The following is a 25,585-nucleotide window of genomic DNA, read 5'->3' as shown; positions in this document are numbered from 1 at the left end:
CTATTTGTCAGTCTGTAGCTGGATGGAAACTGTCATGCCGACGCTCAGCTCTATGTCCTTAGGAATGCTGTCTAGCTGGATATCGACCGGAATACGTTGTGACAATCTCACCCAATTAAAGGTTTGGCCGATTTGCGGTAATAACTGCCCATTAGTGGTGACATTGGTATTGGCGATTGCCTTACCTATGCTGACCACTTTGCCGTGCAAGACATGGCCACCACTCATTAGGCTGACATCGGCGTTTTGACCTATGTGAACCAAGGGGATTTTGGTTTCTTCAAAATAGCCTGTGATATAGAGAGAGTCTTGTTTGACGAGCGAAAATACTGAGTTGCCTTTGCTGACATAGTTGCCATTACGCAGGCTTAAATTGATCAGGGTGCCATTTTCGGGGGCGTGAATTTGCGTCCGCGCTAAGTCAATTTTGGCGGTATTCAATTGTGCCTGTGCGAGTTCATAACTGGTTCTTGCCAGTTCGGTATTGATAAAGGCTTCGTCGAAGGTTTCTTTGCTGACTAAGTTGGCGTTGGTCAAACCAATACGGCGTTTGTATTTATGTTTTGCCAGTTCCCATGCTAATTTTTGGCTTTCCGCTTTGGCATTCAATTCGGCAATGGTGGCTTTGTAGCGGGTATCGTCCACTGTGAACAATACATCACCTTTATTAACGACTTGATTGTCTTTTACATTCAGTTGGTTTACCCAACCGGATACATCTGGCGCTATGGTAATGATTTCGGCGCGAACTCGGCCGTCGCGGGTCCAAGGAGAATAAAGGTAGTGCGACCATATCCAATGTCCGGCGATACTTGCAATCGCGACCACAATAAGGGTGAGGCTGATACGAAAGATTTTTCCCATGAACAATCAACTCCCAAGCAAGTAAATGACCAAAGCCAGATAGCAGATAAACAGCCCAACTTCGAACCAAGCTGCGCGCCACAGCGTGTGATAGAGCCCAGTTTGATAGAGTACCAAGCGAGTGATGCAGGAAAGCAGAAAAGCTAAGGGGATAAAGATAATTAATGGACTAAATAACAAACCATCGAACGCGAGTTCTTTAAGCATTACGCTATTCATCCCGATAACAGTGGCGCAGCGATAACCGCGCTAGGTGTTTAAAATGCAAAGTACTCAGTCGAGATTATAGGAAAGTCGCGTGAGAGTTAATGGTTTTATACTATCTGTGATCAATTAGGGCCAGCATAAGCTGGCCCTAAATATGATGAAATCAAAGCGAAAATCGCTTCTACCTCATGGTAACAAACTCTTCGGCGCCCGTTGGGTGGATAGCAACGACCGCATCGAAATCGGCCTTAGTTGCACCCATTTTCATGGCGACGCCGAAACCTTGAAGGATTTCGTCCATACCAAAACCAATACCATGAATACCGACGACTTTTTCGTCCTTGCCAGCGCAGACTAGCTTCATCTTACAGGCTTGGCGATGGGCCGTAACGGCTGTGTACATGGAGGTAAACGTCGACGTATACACTTTGACGTTATCGTCGCCGTATTGAGTACGGGCCTCAGGTTCGGTCAAGCCCATAGTGCCGATAGGTGGATGGCTGAATACAACTGTTGGGATCAGGCTGTAATCCATTTTGGCATCTGTCATACCGTTAAATAAACGCTCGGACAACAAACGGCCCGCTTTAACCGCAACAGGGGTGAGCTCTACGCCGCCCGCCATAATGTCGCCGACACAGTAAATCCCTTTGTGAGTTGTATTTTGCTGCTCATCAGTGATGACATAGCCTTTGCTATCTAATTGCACTTCGGTATTTTCTAGGCCGATATTGCCTGTTGCAGGTGAGCGGCCAATTGCCCAAATCAAGCAATCGACTGTAATGCTTTCACCGTTTTCTAAGTTTAATGTCAGGCTGTCATTGGCATTTTTAACCACGGCTTTTGGTACGCTATGGGTGTGTAATGTCGGGCCTTCGGTTGCCATCGCATCGACGAGAGCATCGACTAATATAGGGTCAAAGTTACGCAGCGGCGCATGTTTACGCACTAATAAGTGAGTTTCACTGCCCAGAGCGTGTAACACGCCAGCGACTTCAACAGCGATATAACCCGCGCCAACAACGGCAACGCGCTTAGGTTGCTCGCGTAGGGCAAAGAAACCATCGGAATCGATACCGTATTCAGCGCCAGGAATATTTGGAATCGTCGGTGCGCCGCCAGTGGCGATAAGAATGTGATCGGCGGTGTATTGTTCGCCGTCCACTTCGATGGTGTTGCCATCCACAAAACGGCCGTAGCCATTTAACAGCGTCACTTTATTGTTGGCAAAACCACGGCCATAGGCATCGTGAATGCGACCAATGTAGGCTTCGCGGTTTTCGACCAAAGTGTTCCAATCGAATTTATTAACAGTGACGTCGAAACCATAATCTTTGGCGTAAAGGTTCATCGCTTCGGCAACATGGGCGCCATACCACATGACTTTTTTGGGCACACAACCTACGTTTACACAGGTGCCACCCACGTGTTTGGCTTCGATGAGTAGAACCTTAGCACCACGCATTGCCGCTCGGTTTGCTGAGGCGATACCGCCGCTGCCTGCGCCTAGGCAGATATAGTCAAAATGTTGAGCCATGAGTTTCTCCGTCTTACTTCAAGGATGAGATGCTTTACAGCAGAAGGTCATTGTAGGGGGCTTTGCGGTAACAGACCAGCCTATTGCATCACTAACGTATAAGGCATTGCTTTTAATAAAAATACTCCTAAAGTTGCATTCAGTTGTTATCGCGTGGCTGTTTCGCGGCGATATTGGCACTTAGAGTGATCGTTTTGAGCTGGGCCTTCTGCACCACATTTCAAACATTGCCACTCCTTTTGGCGGGCGCTGAGTTCATCGGCTTGATGCTTAGCAGCGTTATCTTGCTTGTTGCCGAGAAGGGACTCTAGCTGATCCATACGTTTATCGAGCCAACGGCAGTTAGGATCATTGGCGACATGTTCACGACTGGCTAGCTGTTGTTTGCGACTGAGTTTTTTACTCTTAGCGGCTTTGTTCGATTGAGTGGCTTTAGTTGATTTAGTGGTTTTGGATGGCTCTGCGGGTGTGACAGTGGGGGGGGAATACTCGAACGCACTTTGCACTTGGTTAGGCACATTAATCGGTTTGCCCTCATTGTCGAGCAAAGTGCCTAGGGGCAAAGGCGCGGTTTGTGTCGGTTGCGCTAAGGATTCTAGACTCGGTTCAGGCTCAGATACCTGCTGCGCATTTGTCGAGCTTGTAGCTTGGATAAAAAGCAGGGGCAAGGTAATGACAGCGGTTCGGATAAGATAGAAATGATGCGTTAACATTCCCTGTTCCTCGGCAAAATCGATGTGAATAGTGAGTCGCTCCGTCGACATTTTGAGTTTAGTTAGTGAGCTTTGTTTTTGCCAAATGTCACGGGATAAATTGACAGAGGAAGGTTGCAATACAGCGCTAGAAACATAGAGCTAAAACGATGTTAAAACGTTATCGCAAAGTGAATGCCGGCATAGGTTTGATCCTGTGAACTCATATCGCCATTGGCTGAGGCTTCTTGCTCAATATCACTCTGGGCAATGCTGTGGCTAATGTGTCCGCTAATACTCATGCTTGGGGTCAGTTGATAATTCGCTTCGAGGCCAAACTGCAGGTTATTACTGCCATCGTGTTCTTCTGTGCGGTATTTAAAATCAAACCCTTGAGTGATATAGGGCGTGAGGCTGAACTGGTCTGTGATATTCCAATAACTGTGCAAACTCACTTCAACAAAGTAGCCTGCCGCCTCTGTGGAATAGACATAACTCACCGATGGTACCAACCAATTTGTGGCGCTGTAGGCGAGTTCTGCAAATAGCTCGTTATCTTGGCAGCGGCTATTGCTATAGCCTTCAATGCGCTGATATCCCAGATTGGCCTCTAGGTTTTCGGCTAAGTCGAACCCATATTCAAGGCCGATATTCCACTCTGTATAGGCTTGGCTATCACCGCGTCCGACTAAGGCATAAGTGGTTAAGTTGCCGTGTTGAACAGCAGCATTGAGCCAATAAATACCCCCATTTTGCAAGTTATTGCGACCCTGTGAGACATATTTGCTGTCCCAACCTAAATCCAGCGTCACCGCCAAAGGTTCTGTTATCTGGCGGGGTAATATGGTGTTTGAAATACTATCGACTTGTTCTAGGCCCTCATTAGCAACTGCGTTGTGACTAAGGCAGTTGATCCCTAATGTGCAGAGGACGCTGGCGATAAGTTTCACTGAGTGTGTTGCCATATTTTTACTGATTTTGGTCGAGGTACGTTAGTTATGCAGATAATACCTTGCCCACATACAAACATTAATGCGAATTGATTCGATTTGCGATCGAGATTGCAACAATGTGTAGGTAAATAAAACGTAAATCCTAAATGCGAACTAGTTCACTTTTTTTCAAGGGAAATAGGGTTAAGTAAGGCGTTCGAAGGGGACAATCGGTTTTCTCGCCTTGATAAATAGGCCATTAGCCCTTATTTATAACAGATACAGATTGTTGAGGAGTCAATATGAGCAACCCTTTGCTTAGCGGCGCAAAATTACCGCTTTTTTCACAGATTAAACCGGAACATATTCAAGTCGCCGTTGAGCATGCCATTGCTCAGTGCCGCACTAAGATTGATGAAGTGCTGCAGAACCAAGGTCCTTTTACGTGGGACAACTTGGTCGCGCCATTAGAACAGGTTGACGATGAGCTAAGCCAAATTTGGTCGCCCGTTTCTCATATGAATTCAGTGACTAGCACAGATGAGTGGCGTGCCGCCCATGATGCTTGTTTACCTCTTTTATCGGAATACGGTACTTACGTTGGCCAACACCAAGGTTTGTATCAAGCCTATAAAGCGCTGCGAGCATCCAATGAATTTGCACAATTGAGCCAAGCGCAGCAGATGGTGATAGAGCACAGCCTGCGCGACTTTGAACTATCGGGTATTGGTTTAGATGACGCGCAAAAAGTGCGTTATGGCGAGATTGTAAAACGTCTTTCTGAACTCACCAGTGGTTTTTCGAATCAATTACTGGATGCGACGCAAGCTTGGACTAAGTTGATCACTGATGAAGCTGAGCTTGCTGGTTTGCCTGAGTCTGCCAAAGCCGCCGCTAAAGCGATGGCGCAGTCGCGTGAGCTAGAAGGTTGGTTATTTACCTTAGATTTTCCATCTTATCTACCCGTCATGACCTACAGCGAAAACCGCAGTCTTAGGGAAGAATGCTACCGTGCGTTTGTCACTCGCGCTTCAGATCAAGGTCCCAATGCCGGAGAGTTTGATAACAGCCCGCTGATGGACGAAATTCTTGCTTTGCGCCACGAACTCGCATTGTTACTCGGTTTTGACAGTTTTGCTGACAAATCCCTAGCGACGAAAATGGCTGAAACGCCGGCGCAGGTGATGGCATTTTTAAATGAATTAGCGCTGCGCTCAAAGGATCAAGCTAAGGCAGAACTGGCTGAGCTGAGAGCGTTTGCTGAGGCCGAATATGGCGTGACTGAAATGGCCTCTTGGGACTTAAGTTTCTATGCTGAGAAGTTGCAGCAGCATAAGTATGAGATTTCACAGGAAATCCTGCGTCCGTATTTCCCCGAAGATAAAGTGCTCTCGGGGTTGTTCTACACAGTATCGCGTTTGTTCGGCCTTAAAATCCTTGAGCAAAAGGATTTTGACCGATGGCATAAAGACGTGCGTTTCTTCGATATTTTCGACGAAACTGACGAACACAGAGGTAGTTTCTACCTCGATTTATATGCCCGCACAGGTAAACGTGGTGGTGCTTGGATGGATGACTGCCGTGTGCGCCGTCAAACCGCCAATGGATTACAAAAGCCAGTGGCTTATTTGACCTGTAACTTTAATGGTCCGGTCGATGGCAAACCTGCGCTGTTTACCCATGATGAAGTGACAACCCTGTTCCACGAATTTGGCCATGGTATCCACCACATGCTGACCAAAATCGATGTTGCAGGCGTGTCGGGTATCAATGGTGTGCCTTGGGATGCGGTCGAGTTACCAAGTCAATTTATGGAAAACTGGTGTTGGCAGGAAGAAGCATTAGCCGAAATTTCTGGCCACTTCGAAACGGGCGAGCCATTACCTAAAGCCTTGTTAGATAAAATGCTGGCGGCGAAAAACTTCCAGTCTGGCATGATGATGCTGCGCCAACTCGAGTTCTCGTTGTTCGATTTTAGAATGCACCACGAATACGACCCAGCTAAAGGCGCGTGCATTCAAGAAACCTTAGACGAAGTGCGTCGTCAGGTGGCCGTATTAACACCGCCGGATTTTAACCGTTTCCAACATGGATTTGCCCATATTTTTGCGGGTGGTTATGCCGCAGGTTATTACAGCTATAAATGGGCTGAAGTGCTGTCGGCGGATGCGTTTTCCCGCTTCGAAGAGGAAGGTATTTTTAACCCTGAAACGGGTCGTCGCTTCCTGCACAATATCCTCGAAATGGGTGGCTCAGCCGAACCGATGGACTTGTTCAAACAGTTTATGGGACGCGAGCCGAATATCGATGCTCTGTTAAGACATTCAGGCATTGCTGCATAAGCAATTGTGAGTTTTGATAAATCAGCCATTTTAATGGGATGATTATCTGAGGGTATTTAGCTTAATCGAACGATAAAAAGACGCCTTAGGGCGTCTTTTTTGTGAGCTATATCTCGCTTGCCCTGTGGTATGACCTCTGTTAGCCTGTGGCTCTTATTTCAAGGGCGGTGCGTTATGAATCTGTATTTTCGTTTGTTTTGGTTGTTATTCTGGCGCACGCGCCATTGTCGTAAGATCGATTTTCTAGGGACAAGCCGTATCACTTATCGTGCTTTACCGAGCGATTGCGATATCAATTTCCATCTCACTAATTCTCGCTATCCTGCGTTTATGGATCTGGCGCGGACTTATATGTTGGCTGAGATGGGTCTGCTGAAACGTTTCTTAAAGTTGAAGTGGATGCCAATAGTCAACGCCGCCGAATTTACTTATATTCGCGATATTAAGCCGCTAAAAACCTTTGAGATTGAAACCAAAGTCGTCGGTTGGGATGAAAAATATTTTTATATTGAACAACGCTTTGTGAGCGAACGTGGCCTACATTGTATCGTCCATGTACGCGGTGTGTTTGTGTGCAAAGGTAAGCAAGTGCCGCTAGATGTGTTAGTGAAAGAGGCTGGTTATACCGATCCTGCACCTGAGTTGCCGCCCGAAGTCGTGAAGTGGAAAGCGTTTTTGCAGTTGAAGAAAGAACGCAATATGTGATTGTGTTGAGGCATGACTTACTCGCTAAGGTATGCCTCTTATTCCTGCCGTTTCCTCCATCTCAGCCAGTAACACCTCTTCTTGTACTAACATCCAAGCGCCACGCAGTTGTGCCTGTTGCCAATAGCGCACGATTTCATCTAAATCCAACAGGTTTAGATGTTGGAAGCTATAGCTTAAGCAAGGGATGAGTGCACAGTCGGCTAAGGTAAAACTGTCGCCACAGACCCAATGATGTTGTGTGAGTTGCGCGTCTAAGCGTTGAAACTGTGCCAGTAGTTGCTTCTCTAATTGTTTGATTTCGAATTCATTACTGTCTTCTATATGCTTTAACTTTTCTAATTGAAATAATGGGTTGTTAATATCATTGTCTATGATGCGATCGAACAAACGTACCAGTAAGTTGCGTTGTGGTTCTTGTGGCAGCAGTTGGGTACTGTTTTCAAAATGCCTATCTAAGTACTCGATAATAATGCTGGATTCGGGTATCAGCTGTTCATTTTGGGCTTTAAGCAGGGGGATTCGCGCTTGCGGATAACGTTGGTGAAATTCCTTGCGGGACAAAGGGTCGCGTAGATCTATGATTCTGGGGTAGAAGTTGGCCTGCTTTTCATAAAGTGCGATGAGCACTTTCTGTGAATAGCGTGATAACGGGTGATAAAAAAGCTCCATAGGCACTCACTCCAAACCCAGTCTTTTACGGACTTTACGTTTTAACTTTAGTCGTAATTGAAGCGCTTGCTGTAAGAGTTTTTTTAAAAAATGCTGGAATAAACACAATTTTTCTTGGCAAAGCCAAGTGATCCATCAGGGATAAAAATCGGTATTATGAGCCCATATAGAAAGTGTCGGGATTTAATCATTTTAAAGGTAATAATATGAGCCAGTTAGAGCGTTTTTCATCTATTTATGCCAGAGCCAGTGAGCGCAAAGGCGGACCTGCTGGACTCGAAGCCTTATTGTCTGGTTGCCTGTCTGATGATGAAATTCGCCAATATCGGGATGCTGAATTATTGTCGGCGATGAGCCGTCAGGTGTTTCAAAGTGGTTTTGTATGGCGGGTGGTTGTTAACAAATGGCCCGAGTATGAGAAGTCTTTCTTTGGGTTCGAACCGCATAAAGTATTAATGTTATCACCTGAGCAAATTCAAGCGCGGGCAAGTGATGCGACCTTGATTCGCCATCTTAAAAAGACTCAAGCCATTTATGATAATGCTCTGATGATCCACGATGTTGCTCGCGAACATGGCAGCTTGGCGCAGCTGATCGCCGCTTGGCCGACGCAGGATATTATCGGGTTGTGGGCATTTTTAAAGAAACGCGGTACCCGACTGGGCGGCAATACGGGCCCCTATTTTCTGCGCGGTATTGGCAAAGATACTTTTTTGTTAACCGATGATGTACAAGGCTATTTTAAAGCACATAAGTTAGTCGATACGGGTTTTTCATCACAAACGGCGCTTAAACAAGTGCAAGCCGTATTTAATCAGTGGCAACAGGAGTCGGGTCGTTGTTTGGCTGATATCAGCCGTATTTTGGCTTGCAGCGTGGGCGATAATCGAATTTAGTCCTGTTAAGTTGTGATTGAAGATGAACAAATTAGTTTTAATAGACAAATATTGCTTTGTTAGCAATATTTTTCATTACAGAAGCATTATTTGTGGGAGTCTGAGTTTCATTTAATGGGGTATTAATCTGAATTTCGGGTTTGCTCCGTTTTGGGGTAACCACTAAAATAGCCCGCTAGCTATTATTTGTGACTGTTTAATTGTGTGGCGTTGGCTCATAACGCTGGCGCTGCCTTTTAGCCGTGCACAAATAGTAGATGTAATAAACTGCACAGCAATCCGCTATCGGATGTATTCATGTTTTTACGCACAAGCAGTCTGAAGCCAGCTCTTTGCTTACTCTCTTTCGGTATTGTCAGTCTTGATAGGGTCGTTTTTAACGACTTGATGCTGAGAGTGGCCTGAGTAAAAACAAGCGCGCTGCGTTTTCGTCTCTATGTACAAATTATTGCAACAAGTGACGGTTAAGCTAACGTCATTGAGCAGTGGGCCTTGGCCTGCCGCAAGTCTAGAATATGAACAGATTTGCAACATATTCAATATGGAGTAGGCTTATTGGGTGTTTTACGGCATATCCCCCTAACAATGCCACTCAAAGTTAACCGATTTTTTAAATCGAATAACAATTCGATGAATATAGTAATGCTGAATGAGTGAAAATTTTCATTAGTTTACAATTTAGTTTCGTTATCTTCCTTGTTGATTCATATAGGCTATGAGATAAATAACGGATTTGATTTTAGTTATAATTACGGCTCGTGTCAGCGCAATAAGTGTACTGGTATGTGGGCAGTTAATATTTGAAGGAGTTCTCATGCGGCAGACAATTAAACTTGCCTCAGTTATAAGCGTGGCGTTATGGATGGCAGCTTGCAGCCCTCAAGAAGAGAGCGCTCAGGCGGGCGCTGGTCCACGTAGTATGGAAGTGGGAATCCTTAATGTTGTTGCCCAGCCACAAGTGATTCAGGTGGAATTACCAGGACGCAGTAAAGCTTTCCTCGAGGCTGAAGTTCGTCCACAGGTTAACGGTATTATCACTAAGCGTAGTTTTGTTGAAGGTGGCAATGTGAAACAGGGTGAATCTCTGTATCAGATTGATTCTTCAACTTATAAAGCTGCTTTAGTGAGTGCCAATGCTGATTTAGCCAGAGCGAATGCGGGCTTAGCCTCAGCAAAAGCTAAGGCGGCACGTTATCAGCAATTGGTAAAAACCAACGCCATCAGTAAGCAAGAGTTCGATGAAGCTGAAGCGGCTTATAAAGAAGCATTAGCGAATGTAACCGTGGCTGAAGCTGCGATTAACACCGCTAAAATCAACTTGCAATATACTGAAGTATTAGCGCCTATCTCTGGTCGTATCGGTAAATCGAGTGTGACTGCGGGTGCGTTAGTCACTGCCAACCAGAGCCAAACGCTGGCGACGATTCAACAACTTGATCCTATCAATGTGGATATCGCGCAATCGAGTGCTCAGTTGTTACGTCTTAAAGCTAAGTTGCAGCAAGGTAAACTACAAGCTTCAGAAAATGCAGACGTGAAATTATTGCTTGAAGATGGTACTCAATATAGTCATCCGGGTAAGTTGCAGTTCGCTGAAGTGAGCGTGGATCCAAACACTGGCTCAGTTATTCTGCGCGCCGAATTCCCTAATCCTGAAGGTATCTTGTTACCTGGCATGTATGTTCGCGCTATGTTAAATGCGGGCACTGATCCACAGGCTATCTTGGTTCCACAAAAAGCGATTACGCGTAACTCTAAGGGTGAAGCTGTGGCTATGGTGGTGAATGACCAAGGTTTAGTCGAAGCGAAAACAGTGACGACCGCAGAAGTGATTAACAACCAATGGCGAGTCACTTCTGGTTTAACTGTGGGCGATAAGTTGATTGTGGAAGGATTACAGAAAGTTCGTCCCGGCGCTCCAGTAACCACCAAAGTTATTTCTGAAACGCAAGCACAATAGGGCATAGCTATGGCACGTTTTTTTATTGATCGCCCCATCTTTGCGTGGGTGATCTCCTTGATTATTATGCTGGCGGGGATCCTCTCGATCCGCTCGCTGCCAGTGTCCCAATATCCTAACATTGCACCACCGACCGTGGTGATCAGTGCTAACTATCCAGGCGCTTCCGCTAAGATTGTTGAAGATTCTGTGACTCAGGTGATTGAGCAACGTATGACGGGTATCGATCACCTCCGTTATATTGCCTCAGCCAGTGACAGTTTTGGTAATGCTGAGATCACTTTAACCTTTAACGCTGAAGCCGATCCGGATATTGCACAGGTTCAAGTACAGAACAAGTTGCAGGGCGCTATGACCCTGTTACCGCAAGAAGTGCAGGCGCAAGGGGTTAACGTTAACAAGTCGAGTTCTGGCTTCTTAATGGTATTAGGCTTCGTATCGACCGATGGTTCGTTAGATAAAGGCGATATCGCCGACTATGTTGGTGCGAACATCCAAGATCCTATGAGCCGTGTTCCTGGTGTAGGTGAAATTCAGCTGTTCGGTGCCCAATATGCGATGCGTATATGGCTAGATCCGTTGAAATTGACTCAATACAACTTGACCAGTTTAGACGTTATCGCTGCGATTCGTTCTCAAAACGCTCAAGTTTCAGCTGGACAGTTAGGTGGCGCGCCCTCTGTGGCTGGCCAAGAGTTGAACGCAACGGTATCGGCTCAAAGTCGCTTACAAACGGCGGAAGAGTTCCGCAAAATTATCCTTAAATCGGATATTTCAGGCGCAAACGTCTTCCTAAGCGATGTGGCACGGGTTGAATTAGGTTCTGAAAGTTATGCTGTGGTGTCACTGTATAACGGTCAACCTGCGACAGGGTTAGCGATTAAGCTGGCAACGGGTGCTAACGCGCTTGATACTGCTGAAGCCGTTCGTGAAAAAATTGCTGAGATGAAACCTTTCTTCCCGCAAGGGCTAGAAGTTGTTTATCCATACGATACAACGCCTTTCGTTGAAAAATCGATAGAAGGTGTAGTGCATACCCTGCTTGAAGCTATTGTACTAGTGTTCATCATCATGTACCTCTTCTTGCAAAATTTCCGCGCAACTTTGATCCCGACTATTGCGGTACCTGTGGTATTGCTGGGAACCTTTGCGATTCTGTCGTTAGCGGGTTTCTCGATTAACACTTTAACCATGTTTGCTATGGTGCTCGCCATTGGTTTGCTGGTGGACGATGCGATTGTGGTGGTGGAAAACGTCGAGCGGGTAATGGCCGAGGAGGGCTTAAGTCCACTGGAAGCGACGCGTAAGTCGATGGATCAAATTACCGGTGCTTTAGTCGGTATCGGTCTGACCCTCTCCGCAGTGTTTGTCCCTATGGCATTTATGTCAGGTTCAACGGGGGTTATTTATCGTCAGTTCTCTATCACTATCGTATCTGCGATGGCGTTGTCTGTTCTAGTTGCTTTGATTTTAACTCCTGCACTTTGTGCGACTATGCTCAAACCGATTAAGAAGGGCCATGCTCATATCGAAACTGGCTTCTTTGGTTGGTTTAACCGTAGTTTCGATAAACTGACTAATCGTTATGAGTCGAGCGTTGCTGGGATCATCAAGCGCGGCTTTAGAGTGATGGCGATTTACGTTGTGCTGGTTATTGCAGTGGGTTGGATCTTTATCCGTATGCCTACGGCATTCTTACCAGATGAAGACCAAGGTATTTTGTTCACGCAAGCCATTTTGCCGACTAACTCAACTCAAGAAAGTACCTTAAAAGTATTGGAGAAAGTGTCTGATCATTTTATGGCTGAGGAGGGCGTGAGATCGGTGTTTAGCGTGGCGGGCTTCAGTTTTGCGGGTCAAGGGCAAAACATGGGTATCGCCTTCGTTGGTTTGAAGGATTGGTCTGAGCGTGAAGCGCCTGGTATGGATGTGAAGTCTATTGCTGGTCGCGCTATGGGTGTGTTCGGTCAGATGAAAGATGCCTTAGTATTCGCCTTCGTACCGCCTGCGGTAATCGAGTTGGGGACGGCGAACGGTTTCGACATGTATCTGCAGGATAAGAACGGCCAAGGCCACGAGAAGTTAGTGGCGGCACGTAATCAACTGCTTGGTATGGCGGCACAGAATCCAAATCTGGTGGGTGTGCGTCCAAACGGTCAAGAAGATGCGCCAATTTATCAATTACATGTAGATCACGCTAAGTTGAGCGCGTTAGGCATTGAAATCACTAATATGAACAATGTGCTTGCAACGGCTTGGGGTGGTTCTTATGTGAATGACTTTATTGACCGTGGCCGCGTGAAGAAAGTATATGTGCAAGGTGATGCCCAGTATCGTATGCAACCGGGAGATTTAGATTCTTGGTACGTGCGCAATAACAAGGGTGACATGGTGCCATTCTCTGCGTTTGCCACTGGTGCATGGGAATACGGTTCTCCACGTTTAGAACGCTTTAACGGCTTACCATCGATGAACATTCAGGGTGCCACGGCTCCTGGTTTCAGTACCGGTGCAGCTATGACAATTATGGAAGACTTAGCCAAGCAGCTTCCTCCTGGTTTTGGTGTCGCGTGGAACGGTCTATCGTATGAAGAACGTCTATCGGGTAACCAAGCACCAGCGCTGTATGCTCTGTCAATCTTAGTGGTCTTCTTAGTATTGGCAGCACTCTATGAAAGCTGGTCGGTACCCTTTGCAGTTGTGCTCGTGGTTCCGCTTGGGATCATCGGTGCCTTAATTGCAATGAATGGTCGCGGCTTGCCAAACGACGTGTTCTTCCAAGTGGGGCTGTTAACCACAGTAGGGTTAGCGACTAAGAACGCCATCTTGATTGTGGAATTCGCCAAAGAGTTCTATGAGAAAGGTTCAGGCTTAGTCGAGGCGACCTTGCATGCGGTGCGTGTGCGTCTTCGCCCCATCTTAATGACGTCTCTAGCCTTTGGTCTAGGGGTTGTGCCGTTAGCTATCAGTACCGGTGTAGGCTCTGGTAGTCAAAACGCCATTGGTACAGGTGTACTCGGCGGTATGATGAGCTCGACTTTCCTAGGGATCTTCTTCGTACCATTATTCTTCGTGATAGTGGAGCGTCTCTTCAGTAAGCGCGAGAAGAAAGGTAAAGAACAGAAGCCAAACTCAGCTGAATAAGCTCGATCGTTTCTAAACTTCTAAACTAAAGCCCTGCAATTGCAGGGCTTTTTGTTATTTTAATGCTGTTAGTTATAAAGATGGATAGGCACTGTGCGCGAGTTCTGGCATATTGCGCTTAGGCAGTTAAGAGGACGAAACATGGATGATGCTGCGTTGGAATTGCAAAAACTAGATGCACTCATTGCTAAGGGTAAGTGGTACTTTATTTTGGTCTTTGGCGTACTTTACTGGGGTATGCTGACGTCCCTCGTGGTCGCCTTAATACATTATTTTATCTCGGGCGATCCATTCTGGGCGGAACTGCAAAGAGCGCTCTATATTTATCCCATTGGCGGTATTTTGTTTGGTTGGTTTGTGTGGGTGCAGATTAATCGTAAGCGAGATAAACTTCGCGCCTAATAGTATCAATAGTTCTGGTTAAGCTGAGTGTAGGAGTGACATGGTGTTTTCGTGGGGTAATCTTGCCACTAAGCAACTTATCGTGGGAATGGTATGCCATGGCATAGCGCTGGCATTTTTGGCCTATGGCGTTTATGCATTTTACTTGCAGGAGCTTGTACTACCAGAGTTAACTCGCTGTGTCGGTGCTGCTGTGTTATTTGTGGGCATGGGGTTAGCCCCTCAATTATTTTTTATGTCAGTGAGCCAGATAGTATCGCAAGCTGAGGACTCGACATTAAAATCTACCCTACAGACCTATGTGTTTAATCTAGGTATTTTTTTGATGATCTGCAGTCTGTTAATGGAATGGCTATACGACTAAAGCTATCGAATAAAGAAAGGGCGTCGACTTCATCATCGACGCCCTTTTTATTGCGGTTAAGGCGTGTAGTAAGTCGCGGCTCCCGGCCCAACGGGCAGACCAAAGCCAAATACCCACAGGAAGAAGAACGCTGTCCAACCCACGAAAAACACGAGCGAGTACGGCAGCATAGTGGCGATCAGCGTACCTATCCCCAGGTTTTTCTGGTAACGACAGGCAACCGCTAAGATCAAACCAAAGTAGCTCATCATAGGTGTGATTAAGTTAGTCACCGAATCCCCAATACGGTACGCCGCTTGAATCGTTTCGGGCGCATAACCAACCAGCATGAGCATAGGCACAAAAATAGGAGCGGTAATGGCCCACTGGGCCGAGGCACTGCCAAGCATCAAGTTGATAATGCCGCAGAGCATAATAAAGAACAAAAATACGATCGGGCCCGTCAAGCCAATGGATTGCAGAGCATCGGCACCTAACACCGCCAATACAGCGCCTAAATTACTCCAGTTGAAGAAGGCGACAAACTGTGCGGCGAAAAAGACGAGGACGATATACATGCCCATAGTGCTCATGCTGTGGGACATGGCATTGATGACATCTTTATCATTTTTGATGCTGCCCACGACTTTGCCGTAAATAAAGCCCGGTATGGCAAAACAGATAAAGATAAAGGCGACTATGCCCTTGAGGAATGGTGAACCTGAGATGAGACCGGTTTCAGGATGGCGCAGCGGTGCGCCTTCTGGTACGACTGAAATCGCTAAAATAACCGCGAGCACTAACATAGATAACCCAGCCCATTTTAAGCCGCGTTTCTCAATAGCACTGATGCTCTCCATCGATTGCAGTACGGTTTCGTCTGCATCATCATCTTGGTATTGACCTAACTTAGGTTCGACGATTTTCTCTGTGACAAAGGCGCCAAGGAAAGTGATCACAAAGGTGGAGACAAACATGAAGTACCAGTTTACTTCTGGGCCGACGTTGTATTGAGGATCTATCATGCGCGCCGCAGCTTCGGTAATGCCCGATAGCAAGGGATCGACAGTACCAAGCAATAAGTTAGCGCTATAACCTCCTGAAACCCCGGCAAAAGCGGCAGCTAAACCTGCAAGTGGATGGCGGCCAAGGGAGTGGAAAATCATCGCCGCCATAGGGATAAGTACCACATAGCCAAGCTCGGCAGCGGTGTTGGACATTATGCCGGCAAATACTATGGTCACAGTGACTAATCGTTTAGAGGCGCCCATGACTAAAGCACGCATAGCCGCAGATAATAAGCCAGAGCGTTCGGCAATCCCGACACCGAGTAGCGCCACGAGCACAGTGCCGAGCGGTGTAAAGCCGGTAAAGTTGGTCACCAGATGCGAGACTATCATCCGCAAACCTTCGGCGTTCATCAGGCTCACCACATGGATTAAACCGTCGGCACTGCGGCCGTGTGAGCCAATAGGTCTAGGATCAACCACGGTTAACCCAAAGTAGCCCGCAATACCTGAAATAATGACTATTGCAACACAGAACAGTGCGAATAAGGTGATTGGATGGGGCAGCAGGTTGCCTAAGCGTTCAACAATATTGAGAAAACGTACAAACCAACCACTAGAGCTGATATCGCCCGGTTGTGGATTGGGTTCAGAAGCTTTTTTTGGGGGAATATCGCCGGAATTAAAACTCATCGTCCTTCCTTTATGTCGACCTTTACGCAGCGCAATATTTGGACCCTATAACAGACTCGAGACATTGCCGACGGCCGATTGTGGATGACGTGGCTGAGGGGATAACTCTAGGTGCAAGACTCGGAGTGAAAGCTAAGGTAAAAGTTAAAAAATTAGCGGCAAAGTATGATTGTTAAGTTTTAATTGAAACTTAAATGTTGCTATTGACTGCGTTGAGGCGAGGAGGGCTAAAATTAGGATAAAAAAATGGACTCTCGAGGAGTCCAGTATTCACGAGCAAAATTGGATGCTCTAATGTTGTGCCATATCACTATAGACGTTGTTTGCTGTATCGGAGCTGAATATCGATAAATTTATAGGTTAAATGCTGTTTTTTATGCAGATGATCACTTTTCATCGCTGAATATGGCCAGTTTCGTTGATGATTGCTCGTTAGATAATATCGCCAGCTCTGACCAGCGAGTAATTTCATTGTCTTAATCAGCCCGCAGGTGAAATTTTCACTCATTTATGGTTAGCTGTATCCTATTAACAAGAATAAGAAACCTAAGGATGGAAGATGGAAAAATTGTTATTGGGATTAACGCTGATTTTTATCGTGACCTATCTTTGGTACGTCAGCCTAGTCAAAAAGCGCAATACCGCGCTCGAAGCCTTGTCGGGTATCGATGTACAGCTGACCAAGCGTGCCGACCTTGTGCCTAATATTCTAAAAATTGCTAAACGATTTATGGAGCATGAAAAGTCACTGCTCACTGAAATCACCGAATTACGCACTCAGCTCAGCCATAATTACAACAAGGCCGATCCGAGTGCCGTTAAAGAGCATTTAGTTCAGGCTGAGCGGTTGAACGACAAAATGAGCACCTTGATGGTGAATGTGGAGAACTATCCTGAGCTCAAGTCCGACAACACTATGTTGCAGGCGATGCAGACCTATAACGAGGTCGAAGCGCATATCTCAGCTGCGAGGCGTTTTTACAACTCGGCAGTTTCCGAGCTTAATACTGCGGTAGAAATCTTCCCCGGCTCGATTATCGCTTCTATGGCGAGTATTAAAGTGATGCCATTCTATGAGGTAAGCGAAGCGGCAAAAGCGCCCGTAGATGCGGCCGAATACTTGTAAGCTTAGCTGTGCAGGGTGAGTTATCACCCTGCAATACTATGACATCAATATGAATATCATCACTTTTATTTTAGGTAGCCCGATTCGGACTTATCGGGGGCCTGTTGGTTTGTCTGCGGATTTTGACGAACTACCTCAACTCGAAGCGTATTACGAAGAATATATCGCTCCAATCAGTCGCAAATATGAAACTAAGCGTGTGGCTTGCCTTAAGGCGGCGCGTAAACGTTTGTATTTGAGTTTGATGATAGTGCTTGGGCTGAGCTTGCTCACCGTTATTGGCTACTACAGCGGTGGCGCTTATTTCCCGCCTTTGCCATTGCTTGCTTTAGTCGGATTAAGCTGGTGGAGCTTTGCTCCGACTCGTGAGTTTAAGCATTTGGTTCAAAATGATATTTATCCGCTGATGTTTAAATATTTCGGCGATGATTTTATTTATAGCCGCGAAATGCGCCTCGACATGAATCGACTCGTTGCGGCTAAAGTATTACCGCGATACGACAAAGTCAGCTTCGGTGACTATATACAAGGCTGCTATAAGGGCGTTGAGTTGGCGGTTAATGAGCTTACCCTGACCAAGAATGTGCAAGTCGAAGAGCTGGATGTCAGTACCAGCAGGCGCAGAACTGTGACCCGCACGGAAACCCAGTTTCGTGGCTTAGTGGTTGAGCTGAGTAGCCATAAAGCGTTTATGGGTCATACTGTGGTGCTGAGGGATCGCGGTGGTGTAGCAAATTTCCTGTCCGACAGCCATGCGGGACTGGTACGAGTCAAACTTGAAGATCCGCAATTTGAAAAAGAGTTCGACGTGTTTTCAACGGATCAAATCGAGTCACGTTATTTGCTCAATACGGCATTTATGGAGCGCTTACAGGAGCTTGCCAAACATTTCGATGGCAATATTCAATGTGCATTTTTCCGCAATAAACTAACTTTGTTCCTACCGAATCGCAGAACGCATTTTCAAATGCAGTCCATTTTTCATGGCGCGACCTTTTCAGTAGAATTTAGTCAGATAAACCGAGAAATGAAGCAACTCTTTGCTATTATTGAAGTACTTAAACTTAATCAGTACACGGGACTTTGATGTTGCTTACTCGCTCAGCGCTTGCTCGTACACTGACTTTTGCAGCCTTTTCATTGCCCTGCAGATTTGAGGTGTTAGGCCTGTGCTTATTATTGATTTCGAGTTTGATGATAAATGCAAATGCTGAGGAGGCGCGCGAAAAAGCTAAGCCGCGTATTGTGGCGCGGTACTCACAGAGCGGCATAGTGAGTAGTGAAGGTCTAGAAAAACTCAAGGTTTATCAATACCAACAAGCTAATGGTGTCACCGTCTTTACCGACAAAGCCCCCGCAAATAACCAGTATCAAATTTTGTTATATGACTGTTTTGCCTGTCGTCCCGATTCGACCATAGACTGGAATGGTATTCGGCTATTTACCGCTAATTATGATGCCCTGATCTCCCATGCAGCCCATAAGCATCAACTTGATCCCGCCTTAATCCGCGCTGTGATCCACGCGGAATCTGCCTTTAATGCGCGTGCACTTTCGCGAACTGGCGCCATGGGATTAATGCAATTGATGCCAGAAACAGCAAAAGAGATGGGTGTGGCAAATGCATTTTTGCCCGAAGAGAATATCTTAGGTGGCAGTAAGTATTTGGCACAAATGCTAAAACAGTTCAATGGTGATGTCGCATTGGCCTGCGCGGCTTACAATGCGGGGCCGACTACCGTGGTTCAGTACAATGGCATTCCGCCTTATCCTGAAACCCAAGCCTATGTTGAGCGTGTGAAAATTTTATTGAAGCGTTACCGCGAGCAGAAGGACGTTTAGTTACCGCATTGATAAGCTGAAATGAAGTGGCGAAAATCCGGAGATCATCGCCGCCATTTGAGTCGAAGGTTACTCGCCGACTTCCCATTTTACAGTAATGTTACCGTCCACTTGTCCAAGTGTTTTACCCAAGTAATCCATTAATTCAGTTGCGATTTCGTCTAACTGCCAAGGTGGATTGATGATCCATAATCCTGCCGCAGTCATGCCAAATTCATCTGAATCGGGCTTAATGGCTTGTTCAATTCTCAGCTGACGTTTAATGCCACTGTTGGCGAGGCGCGATAACATACCTTCGGTCTGAGCGCGATTTACGACTGGATACCACAGGATAAACACACCCGTCGCAAAACGTTTGTGTGCTTTTATCAGGGTTTCGGCCACATCTTGGTAGTCGGTTTTCATCTCGTAGCTAGGATCGACTAGCACCAGAGCACGACGCTCTAATGGTGGTACTGCGGCGATAAGGCCTTTTAGGCCATCACCTTTGATCACTTTAACTTGTCTGTCTTCGCAGAAATAATCATCCAATAACACATAATCAGTGCTGTGCAGCTCGTGCAAGACCATGCGATCTTTAGGTCCTAGCTCCATGTCGATAATGGCGGGTGAACCTGGGTAGAAGTTGAGTTCGTCTGGATTTTCTTCATTAAAATGGCGCACGGTGGCGACATAGTCCTGCAGTGATTGTGGTAGGTCAGTTTTATCCCAAAGCTTAGCTACACCTTCGAGGTATTCACCTGTTTTCTGTGCAAATTCATCGCTTAAAGCATAACCACCCGCACCTGCGTGGGTATCGATATACACGAGTGGTTTGTCTTTCTTGTGCATCAGCTGCAAGGTTTGTAGCAAGATGGCGTGTTTCAACACATCGGCATAATTGCCAGCGTGATAACCATGGCGGTAACTTAACATGGGGGATCCTAGTAATTTGCAAACATAGCAAAGAGAGGCAAATGCCAGTCGCCAATTATACCTGCGATGCTTCTAGGCGTAAATTTAATGCCTCAGTTGGCGCTCTTTTTATTGGCAAACCAATGTGTGGGGGTTTGCATTTGAAAGGTTTTCAGCCAGAGATTCGCTGGTGCGGGTTTACCGAATAAATAACCTTGAAATTGTTCGCATCCTAGCGCAGTGAGTTGCAATAACTGGGCTTCGGTTTCGATACCTTCGGCAATGACGTTGAGTTTTAAGCTCTTGGCTAACAGGATGGCAGCGTTAACAATTTGGGTATGGCGTTCACTAATGCCCATTTGACTGACAAAGTAACGGTCGATTTTAATTGTGTCGGCACTGATATCAATGAGCTGGCTTAATGATGCATGGCCAGTGCCAAAATCGTCAATGGCGATAGAAACCCCCATGCGAGCTAAGGTGTTTAGGCGTCGGCCTGTTTCTTTATGGGTTGAAAATACAGAGGTTTCAGTAATTTCAATTTCCAACAATGGGATGAGTTCAGGATGATTCATATAGGTTTGGATCAACACTTTAAAGAAGCGATCCGACAGAATATCTTGCCCAGATAAATTAAAGGCAATCCTAACCAGAGGCACATTTTTAGGCCAAGAACGGATCAGTTGTAGTAATTGCCTGAAAACTTTTATCGCAAAAATCGCCTGCAATTGAGATGACTCTATGATGGGGATAAAAGTGTTCGGCATGATCATAGTGCCGTCTTCGTCAAACATTCTGGCTAGCGCTTCAAAGCTAGTAATGTGGCCATTGGCCATCACTTTAGGTTGCAGCCACATTTCAAGGCGGTTGTGTTTCAGCGCGTCACGGATTCTGGCTTTTTGCGATGAAGCTTCGAGCAGATTGTTAATCAAACCAATGTAATACACCATCACTGGGCTAGCTTGGGTGGTTTGTTTTATGGCAATTAAACATTGCTCCGCGGCTTGCTGCGGCGAGGCTTTATTACCAGAGCTGCAACCGACTCTGCACTCGAGATGATATTCAGTCTGTTGTTCTTGCTTAAGTTGTAGGTTTGTTGGAATACGCTCGCGTAATTGTAGCGCTAGGTTTTCAGGGGAGATAAGCGGCAGGCTAGTAAACTCGAGTGCAAACGATGCTCCTCTAAATCGGTATATTTTTGCGATATGACCAAAGCGATTTTTGAGTTCAATAGCAAAGGCTTTTAGGATGGCATCTCCGACGCTGATACCGAAAGCAGCATTAATTTGGCTAAGATTATCAATTTTGATTAAGGCTACGGTCATTTCCTGATGGATCAAGCTTGGCGCTGGATTATACCAGTGATTTTCGTTGGGTAATCCGGTCACTAAATCATAGAAATGCGTGCTGATGTGGTGTTTTTTAAGTCGACTCAGCTCAATCGCATGGTTTGCCTGTTCTGTGACATCGTGGCAGTGAAATAACAAAGTATCATGGTGCTGTAATGAGGCTTTTTGCAGCAGATATTTAGTGCTGTTATTGTTTTTTAAATGGGTTGGAAACGAGGCCGCCAGTAAATTTGTGCTGGTATCTTCGGTAAGTTCAAAAATGTCACATAGGCGAGTGCTGTTTAGTGTGACTTTCCCTGCGATTTCCCTCGCGGCATTATTCAGGTTGAGAATGACTCCATCCTCATTGCAGAAGAAAGAGGCTGTACCATTATTTTCAAAGATTTCAGCATATTGATCTAATGTATGTTGCAGTGCATTTTGATGCTGGATCATTTGCTGCGCATGGATTTTCTGGGTTTTTAGCAGGCGCATTGCCGACAACGGGATACAGATATTAAAAAACATAAACAGCAAACCGTTTAGATAAGCGTGGGTCGCAGGTAGGCTGATATCAATATCGATAATGGGTGGCAGGTTTTGGTTACGCAGTAGCAGTAAAAAAGGCAATACGTTGAAACACATCATAATAAAAGCGACTTTTCTGCCAAACAGGAAAAGCGCCATCAAGGGCAAGGTATATAAGAAAGTAATACCCACCTGCGATAAGTTAAAGTCAGGGATAAACAACAGCATAGATAAACAGGCTGCAATAACCATAGCCAGCAGGCTGATAGAGCTGACGAGTAAATATTTGCGCGTAAACCATAAAGACAGGAATAGTACGGTTAAAAAACTGACCGTAATGCTGATAATGAAAGTGAGGTTTAACTCATACGCAATTAAAGAGCTATGCAGCACTATGCTAGTGGTCAAGATGGCGCCACTAAGCAGAATAATCCGCAATAAGCTGGTTTTTAATATCGTTTTGTCAGGATTTAAAAAATCTTGCTCCCTGATAAACAAAAAACCTTTTAGCCATTGAAGCAAAAAAAGTCCTTATCCCGTACGGAAGTCACGCAGGTTGGCTGGGGACGTAACATATAACATAAATCACTAAACTGTTATACAAATAGATTGCTGCCTTTATAAATCAGTATATTACAGTGTGATACTTGTTTGAATTATTAAGGGCGCACTGAGACAAATTGGCTAATACAGTGGTGAGCTTGGTGATGTGTTTTGCTTACTAGCATATTCATAAACAAGATTTTTAGGCATAATGGCCATCATTTTCGTTGGTTAGAAGACAGCCTGTGACCCCGATTTTTTTCAATCAGCAATACCCAACACTTGTGGATATTTGTGCACGTTGGCAACTCGTCTACGATGCGAATGCGACCTTCGAATTGCGTTTTGAATCAGATACTTTATCACTGCATAAACGCGATGAGCCTAAGCTCGATGGCATAGTGGTGGATTTTGTGACTGGCGCCGTCGCCCATAGACGTAAGTTTGGTGGTGGTCGCGGCCAATCTATCGCTAAAGCGGTGGGATTGAAGCAAGGGGTAACACCAAGTGTGGTTGATGGCACTGCGGGTTTAGGGCGTGATGCGTTTGTGCTCGCAAGCCTTGGTTGTACAGTGACTATGGTAGAGCGTCATCCTGTGGTTGCGGCATTGCTTGAAGACGGCCTGCGCCGCGCCTATCAAGATGCTGAAATTGGCGATTGGATGCGTGAGCGGATGCGCCTGTTTCATGGATCTAGCCTAGAAGCACTATCGAAATTGGCACAAGAGGTGGATGTGGTTTACCTCGATCCTATGTACCCCCATCGTGATAAATCGGCCCTTGTTAAAAAAGAAATGCGTGTATTCCAATCCTTAGTCGGTGCCGATTTAGATGCCGATGGCTTACTCAGCCCAGCTTTAGCCTTAGCAACTAAACGTGTCGTCGTTAAGCGCCCTGACTATGCCGAAGATTTGGACGGGGTTAAGCCTAATACGGTTATTGAAACCAAGAAAAACCGTTTTGATGTCTATGTAAAAGCCGCGATGAAATAGCGAAGATTTTTCTCATCGCGAACATTGTATGCTTTCAGTGACAACGGCTTAGCTCATGTCGATATTTCAGTTTTATGGGCTATTTTCTTTTTTATACCCACTTGTGATTTTTTATATGAAACTCATTCCTCTGCTAAAACAACCGCGAATTCACTGACTATTCTAATGTGAAACTTCTCATAACATTATGTTTCATATTAACTATTTTGTTTATAAAGAGGATTTGCAATGCAGAACAAGCATTGGTCAAAAGTTCAGTTATTGCACGAGGTGGTCACCAATCCCAATATCATAGTCAAAGGTCAGCATAGCTATTACAGTGATTGCTGGGATGCTGGCTTTGAGGGAGCAGCGGTGAGATATCTTCATGGCGATGAAGTGAGCCGTGAGTGGGAGCCTAAGTGGCCTATCGATAAACTTTATATCGGTAACTATGTGTGCATCGCTGCCGAAGTTGTGATCTTAATGGGCGGAAATCATACGCATAGAGCAGATTGGTTTTGTTTATACCCCTTTATGGATTTCATCGAGGATGCCTACGTAGGCAAAGGTGATACTCATATTGGTGATGGGGCTTGGTTAGGCATGAGATGTATGTTGATGCCAGGTGTGACGATAGGTGAAGGCGCGGTTGTTGCCGCAAATAGTGTCGTCACCCAAAATATCGAACCCTACAGTATTGTGGCGGGGTCACCTGCAAAATTAGTCAAGTATCGGTTCGATAAAGACGTCATTACTGAGTTGCTGGCGTTAAAAATCTTCGATTGGCCTGCCGAAAAGTTTGAAAGCTTAAAGCGGTATTTGTGTTCGGCGGATTTTGACGCGCTCAGCAAAGCAATCACTCTCTATGACCAATCCGTACATCAAAGCAAGTAACCGTTAGTCCCAAAGTCAAAGGTCGCGCTTAGTCGAGGCCTTTTACTTATCCTGCCTTAAATCTGCCTTAAATCTGCTTTTGGGCGCTTTCGCTAAGTCGACCAGTTCTTCGATGATCACCCGTAGCTTGGGTTGGAGGTAAGGAGTTTTAAGCCAAATAAGGTGGATAGGTGTGTCGTCACTGGCGAGTTCGTCCAGTACCGAGATAAGTTCACCAGTTTTAAGATAGTCCTCAACCAACCATATTGGCACTTGCGCTAAACCCACTCCCGCCAGTGTGGCCGCTAAAATGGCTTCGCAATCAGCTATTTCGTGGCGTACTGGAATGTCATAGACCTCAGTGACCCCATCCTCATTTTTAAGTAACCAGCGATGTTGCTGCCCAAGCGGCCAGCCGACAATGCATTGGTGCTGGCTGAGATCTTCTTTGTCTTGTGGCGTACCAAGTCGAGCGAAATAGGCGGGAGATGCGCAGATCACTCGGCGTTGTTCTCCTAATCTACGGGCGACTAAATCCACAGTGTCGCCGAGTTGTCCGACACGCACCGCCAAATCAATGCCGTCACTGAACAAGTCAGTCGCTCTATCGTTGAAGGTAATAGATAACTCGAGCTTGGGATATTTTTGCGATAGTGATAATAGGGTTGGCAGTATATATCGCCGCCCAAATGTCACGGGTAAATCCACTCGCACTCGACCAGAGGGAATTTGCTGTTCGCTGCCGAGTCGGCTCTGTGCATTGTCTAGGATTGCCATGGCATTTTGGCAATCTGTGAGGTATGAATCGCCATCATTGGTTAAGCTCACACGCCTTGTGGTGCGGTGCAGCAGCTTAGTGCCTAAGCGGGTTTCTAATCGCACTATGCTTTTACTGAGCGCCGAACCAGTCATGCCTAACGCCTGCGCCGCTAAGGTAAAACTGCCTAGCTGGGCAACTGTGACGAAATGGCGTATCTCAACAAATTGATTATTTATCACGGCAATTAATTCCTTATAGGACTTAGTGAGGGTCATTTTAGTGACTTAATCATGGTAAGTGAATCGCGTAAGCTACTACCAC

22 protein-coding genes are annotated in these 25,585 nt (G+C 45.9%); 12 read left to right on the top strand and 10 right to left on the bottom strand.

Annotated elements, in window-relative coordinates; genetic code table 11:
- The 5 genes from HQQ92_RS21910 to HQQ92_RS21890 form a co-directional block, all read right to left on the bottom strand.
- Positions 1-864: an HlyD family secretion protein gene (locus tag HQQ92_RS21910; protein WP_173248382.1), complete on the bottom strand. Its 864-nt coding sequence runs from the start codon at positions 862-864 to the stop codon at positions 1-3.
- A 6-nt stretch (positions 865-870) separates the two neighbouring features.
- On the bottom strand, positions 871-1,071 hold the full coding sequence (locus tag HQQ92_RS21905; RefSeq protein ID WP_173248380.1) for a DUF1656 domain-containing protein: 201 nt from the start codon (positions 1,069-1,071) through the stop codon (positions 871-873).
- 181 nt (positions 1,072-1,252) lie between these two features.
- On the bottom strand, positions 1,253-2,608 hold the full coding sequence (gene gorA / locus HQQ92_RS21900; protein WP_173248378.1) for a glutathione-disulfide reductase: 1,356 nt from the start codon (positions 2,606-2,608) through the stop codon (positions 1,253-1,255).
- 146 nt (positions 2,609-2,754) lie between these two features.
- Positions 2,755-3,321 (bottom strand): hypothetical protein, encoded by a 567-nt coding sequence (locus HQQ92_RS21895; RefSeq protein WP_173248376.1) that lies wholly within the window; start codon positions 3,319-3,321, stop codon positions 2,755-2,757.
- A gap of 152 nt (positions 3,322-3,473) precedes the next feature.
- Entirely contained in the window at positions 3,474-4,265 is a 792-nt protein-coding gene (locus HQQ92_RS21890) for a hypothetical protein (protein ID WP_173248374.1), read from the bottom strand.
- Positions 4,266-4,534: 269 nt separating this feature from the next.
- Here HQQ92_RS21890 and prlC point away from each other — a divergent pair, with 269 nt between their 5' ends.
- Together prlC and HQQ92_RS21880 are read left to right on the top strand one after the other, a co-directional pair.
- The gene (gene prlC / locus HQQ92_RS21885) at positions 4,535-6,574 is read left to right on the top strand and encodes an oligopeptidase A (RefSeq protein ID WP_173248372.1); all 2,040 of its coding nucleotides are present in this window, start codon (positions 4,535-4,537) and stop codon (positions 6,572-6,574) included.
- Between the two features lie 174 nt (positions 6,575-6,748).
- The gene (locus HQQ92_RS21880) at positions 6,749-7,279 is read left to right on the top strand and encodes a thioesterase family protein (protein WP_011791203.1); all 531 of its coding nucleotides are present in this window, start codon (positions 6,749-6,751) and stop codon (positions 7,277-7,279) included.
- A 24-nt stretch (positions 7,280-7,303) separates the two neighbouring features.
- Here the strand turns inward: HQQ92_RS21880 and HQQ92_RS21875 are convergent, their stop codons facing one another.
- The gene (locus tag HQQ92_RS21875) at positions 7,304-7,951 is read right to left on the bottom strand and encodes a glutathione S-transferase family protein (RefSeq protein WP_173248370.1); all 648 of its coding nucleotides are present in this window, start codon (positions 7,949-7,951) and stop codon (positions 7,304-7,306) included.
- A 206-nt stretch (positions 7,952-8,157) separates the two neighbouring features.
- Between HQQ92_RS21875 and HQQ92_RS21870 the strand changes: the two genes are divergently transcribed.
- From HQQ92_RS21870 to HQQ92_RS21850, 5 genes are all read left to right on the top strand, one after another.
- Positions 8,158-8,847: a DNA-3-methyladenine glycosylase I gene (locus HQQ92_RS21870; RefSeq protein ID WP_131524443.1), complete on the top strand. Its 690-nt coding sequence runs from the start codon at positions 8,158-8,160 to the stop codon at positions 8,845-8,847.
- 814 nt (positions 8,848-9,661) lie between these two features.
- Entirely contained in the window at positions 9,662-10,807 is a 1,146-nt protein-coding gene (locus tag HQQ92_RS21865; protein ID WP_105250703.1) for an efflux RND transporter periplasmic adaptor subunit, read from the top strand.
- Positions 10,808-10,816: 9 nt separating this feature from the next.
- Positions 10,817-13,951 (top strand): efflux RND transporter permease subunit, encoded by a 3,135-nt coding sequence (locus HQQ92_RS21860; protein WP_173248368.1) that lies wholly within the window; start codon positions 10,817-10,819, stop codon positions 13,949-13,951.
- A 141-nt stretch (positions 13,952-14,092) separates the two neighbouring features.
- A complete protein-coding gene (locus HQQ92_RS21855) occupies positions 14,093-14,353 on the top strand; it encodes a hypothetical protein (protein ID WP_173248365.1) in 261 nt (86 codons plus the stop codon).
- Between the two features lie 40 nt (positions 14,354-14,393).
- Entirely contained in the window at positions 14,394-14,717 is a 324-nt protein-coding gene (locus tag HQQ92_RS21850; protein ID WP_131524445.1) for a hypothetical protein, read from the top strand.
- Between the two features lie 56 nt (positions 14,718-14,773).
- Here the strand turns inward: HQQ92_RS21850 and HQQ92_RS21845 are convergent, their stop codons facing one another.
- Positions 14,774-16,396 (bottom strand): AbgT family transporter, encoded by a 1,623-nt coding sequence (locus HQQ92_RS21845; protein ID WP_217272657.1) that lies wholly within the window; start codon positions 16,394-16,396, stop codon positions 14,774-14,776.
- Positions 16,397-16,955: 559 nt separating this feature from the next.
- Here HQQ92_RS21845 and HQQ92_RS21840 point away from each other — a divergent pair.
- From HQQ92_RS21840 to HQQ92_RS21830, 3 genes are read left to right on the top strand one after another with little or no spacing between them, the layout of a single operon-like run.
- Positions 16,956-17,522 (top strand): LemA family protein, encoded by a 567-nt coding sequence (locus tag HQQ92_RS21840; RefSeq protein WP_173248363.1) that lies wholly within the window; start codon positions 16,956-16,958, stop codon positions 17,520-17,522.
- Between the two features lie 49 nt (positions 17,523-17,571).
- On the top strand, positions 17,572-18,609 hold the full coding sequence (locus HQQ92_RS21835; RefSeq protein ID WP_173248361.1) for a DUF3137 domain-containing protein: 1,038 nt from the start codon (positions 17,572-17,574) through the stop codon (positions 18,607-18,609).
- Entirely contained in the window at positions 18,609-19,364 is a 756-nt protein-coding gene (locus HQQ92_RS21830) for a lytic transglycosylase domain-containing protein (RefSeq protein ID WP_173248359.1), read from the top strand. The genes HQQ92_RS21835 and HQQ92_RS21830 overlap by 1 nt, the downstream gene beginning before the upstream one ends.
- A 69-nt stretch (positions 19,365-19,433) precedes the next feature.
- Here the strand turns inward: HQQ92_RS21830 and HQQ92_RS21825 are convergent, their stop codons facing one another.
- Positions 19,434-20,279 carry a 23S rRNA (adenine(2030)-N(6))-methyltransferase RlmJ gene (locus tag HQQ92_RS21825; protein WP_173248357.1) on the bottom strand — a complete coding sequence of 282 codons (846 nt, stop codon included), beginning with the start codon at positions 20,277-20,279 and terminating at the stop codon, positions 19,434-19,436.
- 92 nt (positions 20,280-20,371) lie between these two features.
- Complete coding sequence (locus tag HQQ92_RS21820) at positions 20,372-22,636, bottom strand: bifunctional diguanylate cyclase/phosphodiesterase (RefSeq protein WP_173248355.1); 2,265 nt, start codon at positions 22,634-22,636, stop codon at positions 20,372-20,374.
- A gap of 266 nt (positions 22,637-22,902) precedes the next feature.
- Here HQQ92_RS21820 and HQQ92_RS21815 point away from each other — a divergent pair, with 266 nt between their 5' ends.
- Positions 22,903-23,649 (top strand): class I SAM-dependent methyltransferase, encoded by a 747-nt coding sequence (locus HQQ92_RS21815; RefSeq protein ID WP_173248353.1) that lies wholly within the window; start codon positions 22,903-22,905, stop codon positions 23,647-23,649.
- Positions 23,650-23,877: 228 nt separating this feature from the next.
- Positions 23,878-24,525: a CatB-related O-acetyltransferase gene (locus HQQ92_RS21810; protein WP_173248351.1), complete on the top strand. Its 648-nt coding sequence runs from the start codon at positions 23,878-23,880 to the stop codon at positions 24,523-24,525.
- 42 nt (positions 24,526-24,567) lie between these two features.
- On the opposite strand, the gene HQQ92_RS21805 is transcribed toward HQQ92_RS21810, so the two are convergent.
- Positions 24,568-25,503, bottom strand: a complete 936-nt coding sequence (locus HQQ92_RS21805) for a LysR family transcriptional regulator (protein ID WP_173248349.1) — start codon at positions 25,501-25,503, stop codon at positions 24,568-24,570.
- Positions 25,504-25,585 lie beyond the last annotated feature (82 nt).

The organism is Shewanella sp. DC2-4, assembly GCF_013248875.1.
In the GTDB taxonomy this organism is placed as follows: Bacteria; Pseudomonadota; Gammaproteobacteria; order Enterobacterales; family Shewanellaceae; genus Shewanella; species Shewanella oncorhynchi.
The sequence above is the reverse complement of the archived record's forward strand: the minus strand, read 5'-3'. Positions and strand labels throughout refer to the sequence as shown.